The organism is Mycobacterium sp., from assembly GCF_049673265.1.
GTDB lineage: Bacteria > Actinomycetota > Actinomycetes > Mycobacteriales > Mycobacteriaceae > Mycobacterium.
This window is the reverse complement of record NZ_JBATXN010000645.1, coordinates 1-4634: the sequence shown is the minus strand read 5'-3', so window position 1 is coordinate 4634 and position 4634 is coordinate 1. Positions and strand designations below refer to the sequence as shown.

Annotated in this window: 2 protein-coding genes and 1 pseudogene; 2 read left to right on the top strand and 1 reads right to left on the bottom strand. The window is 64.1% G+C overall.

Annotation, left to right across the window (positions count from 1 at the left end; genetic code table 11):
- Nucleotides 1-111: 111 nt before the first annotated feature.
- Nucleotides 112-2040, top strand: a pseudogene (locus WBF82_RS21860) (APC family permease); the annotation flags it as partial.
- Nucleotides 2041-2082: 42 nt separating this feature from the next.
- Here the strand turns inward: WBF82_RS21860 and WBF82_RS21855 are convergent.
- Nucleotides 2083-3654 carry a Na+/H+ antiporter gene (locus WBF82_RS21855; protein WP_424385022.1) on the bottom strand — a complete coding sequence of 524 codons (1572 nt, stop codon included), beginning with the start codon at nucleotides 3652-3654 and terminating at the stop codon, nucleotides 2083-2085.
- 145 nt (nucleotides 3655-3799) lie between these two features.
- On the opposite strand from WBF82_RS21855, the gene WBF82_RS21850 reads away from it, so the two are divergent.
- Nucleotides 3800-4634, top strand: an 835-nt coding sequence (locus tag WBF82_RS21850) for an MFS transporter (RefSeq protein WP_424385021.1), incomplete at its 3' end; no start/stop codon positions are given.

Sequence of the window (4634 nt, the reverse complement as noted above, 5' to 3'; positions counted from 1 at the left end):
CAAAGACACCCACGAGCGCCGAGAAAGCCCAGCCCAAACAAAGGGGTTAGTACGCCCGGACGTATTTCGCCAGCTGGCTCGAGGGACGGGAAACACATCGCTGTGACGGACGTGACAGATCTGCCTGACGAAGAGAGGGTCCCGTCGACCTTTTCCGACGCGTGGAAGCGGTTCTTCCTCGGGAAGCCGCTGATCAGCGAGCATCTGGAACACGAGAGCTTATCCAATACCGTTGCGCTAGGCGCGCTTTCGCCAGACGCGATCTCATCGACGGTTTATGGCCCCGAGCAGATCATGGTTGAGCTGCTGCCGAATGCCGGGATGGCTGCGTACGTGTTGGTGCTTCCGATCGCCGGCATCATCTTGTTGATTTTGGCGTTGGTGACCGGGTCGTATCGCCAGGTGGTGATGGCGTACACCCAACGAGGCGGCTCTTACCTGGTCGCGCGGAGCAACTTCGGGCCCCGCATTGCGCAGATCTCGGCGGCCGCGCTCTTGATCGATTATGTGGTGACCGTGGCGGTGCAGTGCGCGTCGGGCACGTTTGCGGTGGTATCGGCGGTACCGGCACTGGGCCCCTACCACTTGGTAATCACCGTGGGTGCGTTGCTGCTCATGTCTTACGCCAACCTGCGCGGAATGAAGGAGGCGGGTCGGATATTCGCCGTGCCCGTCTACGCTTTCATCGTCATGCTCACGGTGATGATCGTGACCGGTGTGGTTCGTCAAATATTCTGGGGTTTACCGCAATACGATCCGGCGAGCATTCCCGGGGCGGTGGGGGTCCATCCGGGCAACGGTTTGATTATGGGCGCGACCGTTCTGGTATTCCTGCGGGCATTCGCCAACGGCGGCACCTCGCTGACCGGGGTCGAGGCGATCACCGACGCGGTCAATGTCTTTCGTAAGCCGCAGGGGCCTAATGCCCGCCGGGTACTGACGCGCATGGCTTGCATCCTTGGATTTTTGTTGGTCGGCGTCATCTACCTGGTGCATGCCACCCACGCGACTCCTTTTAAGCTTGAATATCCGTCGATGCTGTCCGAGGTTGGCCGGGCGGTCTTCGGCAACGGGGTGATCGGGCACATCACGTACTTGCTCCTGCAGACGGCCAGCGCGGCGATCTTGTTCTTCGGTGCGAATACCAGCTTCAACGGTTTTCCCGCGCTGACGAGTTTCATTGCCGAGGACAGCTTTCTGCCGCGGCCGATGATGAAACGTGGTCATCGTTTGGTGTTTTCCAACGCCATCATCGTGCTGACCGCACTGGCGGTGACACTGGTGCTCGTGACCAACGGCTCGGTCGACGCGGTAGTGCCGCTGTTTGCGATGGGTGTGTTCACCGGATTCTCGATGGCCGGCTATGGCATGACCAAACACTGGCTGACCCATCGTGAGCCCGGTTGGCGACGCAAGTTGGCGATCAACCTGTCGGCGGGGATCTTGTCGACGATCGTGGTGGGAATCTTCGCGGTGGCCAAGTTCACCGAGGGAGCCTGGCTGGTGGTCGTTGTCATGCCGCTGCTGGTGTTCGCCTTGATGCGGCTCAACCGGCAGTACCGCGCCGAGGCGTCGGTTTTGCAGAATTTGGTGACCGAGCGTCAGGACGTGGTCGGGCACCCGCGGAATCGGGTGTTCGTCTTTGTGGACCACTTCGACCTCGCGGTGGTCGAGGCGTTGCATTACGCGACCGGGTTGCAAGCCGACAAGCTGACCGCGGTCCACTTCGTGATCGATGCGGTGCATGCCGCGCGGCTGCAGCAGCGCTGGGAGCACTACGAGGGCCAGACTCCGCTACGGATGATCGAGTGCCCGGATCGCCACCTGAGTCGGGCCGCGCAAGAACTGGTCCTACAAGAGGTCCACGACGATCCAGGCACCAAGGTGACGGTGCTGTTGCCGCGGCGAACATATGCGCCACTGGTGGGCCGGCTATTGCACGACCGCACCGCCGACAGGATGGCCGCGGCCGTCAGCCGAGTTCCGGATGCCACCGCCCAAATCCTGGCCTACGACGTGGGATCTCGGATCGCACGGGCAGCCGCGGTGATCAAGTGACGAGGTAACTGTCCGAATCGATGCTTACGAACCGGTGATCCGGGCTTCCTCGAGGTCGAAGTCACGTTCGATGGTGCGTAACAACGTGGCGTTGATGCGTCCGTCGCGCCGCAATTCCATCAGCACTGATCGCTCGACTCCCAGCAGTTCCAGTCGCAATGCCCGGTACCGTTCCATCTCCCGGGCGTCGTCGGAGTCGTCATCGCTTGGCGGGCTCAGTTGCAGGCGCCGCACCTTGGCCTCGTAGAGTGCGCGGGCGGATTTGGTTGCCTCATCGGCACTTTCGGCGCCGGAATTCTCGTCCAGCCATTCCAACGCGGCACGGGCCGCCTTCAGCCGAGCTTTGTTCTCTTCGGTTCCGAAATCCTCGGCGCGTAGCCCGAGCCGGCGCAGCAGCCACGGCAGGCTGGTGCCCTGGATGAGCAGGCTTGCCACGATCACCGCGGCCGCGACCATGATCACCACGTCGCGGTAGGGAAAGGGCGAACCGTCAGCGCGCTGCAGCGGTATGGCCAACGCGGCTGCCAGCGACAAGCCGCCGCGCATGCCGGCCCACGCCACGACCACGCGTTGGCGCCACACCGGCTCGGCGCGCGGTCGCCCGACTAGCTTCGCGGTGACAGGTCCCATTAGCATCCAGACCAGCCGTAACAGGATCACCACAATGACGACGGCGAGCACCGCCGCCACGAGTCGCAGCGCGGTCAGCTCCGGCACCCAGTGCACCGAACGCACAAGCTCCGCGCCGACGAGCATGAAGAGCACCGCGTTCAGCAGGAACACCAGAACATCGAGGACCGCAAAAGCCTGCAGACGTGCGCCGGGGGCGAAAATGGCGCTGAGGTGCGAGCCGACATATACGCCGGCGGTGACGGTGGCCAAAACACCCGATAGATGGGCGGCGTCAGCGAACACATAGGTGATGTAGGGGGTCGCCAGCGAGATAGTGATCTCCAACAACGGTTGGTCGATTCGCCGTCGAATCTGCACAGCTACCCAGCCGACGCCGAGACCGAGCGCAGCACCGCCCGCCGGGGCCGCCAGCAGTGTCACCATGAGCGGGCCGGGATGCACGGCGCCGGCCACCGCGGCGCCAACCGCACCTGCGTAGAGCACCAATGCGGTGCCGTCGTTCGTCAGTCCCTCGCCCTCGACGATTGTCGCGAGCCGCTCCGGCACGTCGAGCCGCTTGAACACCGATGTCGCGGCAACCGCGTCGGTGGGCGCCACCACCGCACCGGCCACCAAAGCCACCACCACAGGCATTTTGGCGGTATCCACCAAAACCGCGGCGACCGCGGCGGTCGTGATGATCACCAGTCCTACCGACAGCAGGCCGATCGGGCGGGCGTTGGCGCGAAGATCATCCGGTGCAATGAAATACGCCGCGTAATAAATCAACGGCGGAAGAAACACATAGAACACCACATGCGGCGACAGCACGGGCAGGCTGACCCCTGGTAGCAAGCTGAGCGCCGCTCCGACACCAACCAGCAGGACCGGGTACGGTACGCCCACCCGCTCGGCCAACCAGACTGCCGCCACGGCCGCCAACGGTCCGCATAGCAGCAGGATCCCGTAGCCTGCCGGATTCACAACCGCACCTCCCCGTGTTGCGGACGGCTATCGATCAACCGCCCACTGTTGCGGTGATTGGCTAACTCAGCGTAGTGGCCCGGCGGGCAAACAACGCGTCGTAGGCTCGTCCGAACTGACAGATGACGACGGCTCCGGGAGAGGTATGAGCGGCGCTGACGGAGTAAGTGGTGACGGTGGGGTCGCCGCAGGCAAGGACCGTTGGCTCACACCGGGTGTTGGTGCGGTTAGTGCCGCAAGCTTCTTTTCTGATGCCGGCCATGAGGTGACGACGTCGGTGCTGCCAGCATTTCTCACTGGCACGCTGGGCGCCTCCGCGGCGGCACTCGGCCTGATTGACGGGATCAGTGACGCACTGGCCGGTGCGATGAAGCTCGTCGCGGGCCCGCTGGCCAACGATCCACATCGACGTGCACCAACCGCGTCCGGTGGCTATCTGGGCACCGCGGTGGCGACTGGAGCGATTGGTGCGGCGGTAACCGTGTGGCAAGTCGGTGCGTTGCGTGCGATCGCCTGGCTGTCCCGAGGTTTGCGGTCCCCGGCCCGGGATGCGTTACTCGCTTCACTGAGCCCGACATCGGCGCAGGGCAGGGTATTTGGGCTGGAAAGGGCGGGCGACAACCTCGGCGCGGTCGCGGGTCCGTTGCTGGCGGCCGGTTTGGTGGCCTGGGTCGGTGTCCGACCCGCGCTGTACTTGGCCGCGATTCCCGGTCTCCTTGCGGCGGCCGCGATCATCGTTGCCGCACGCGAGTCCCGGCATAGCCCGCGTCCCGGTGGCGGGTCCTCGGCGCGACGGCTCGACCTGGGCGCTTTACGCGATGCCGGGGCCTTGCGGGCGCTGGTGCCGGTGTTGTTGTTCGAGTTTGGAAACCTCGCAACGACGCTGCTGATACTGCGAGCCACCCAGTTGCTAACGTCCCCTCAGCGATCGGTTGCCATGGCGACCACGCTGGCGATCTTGATATATGCCCTCCATAACG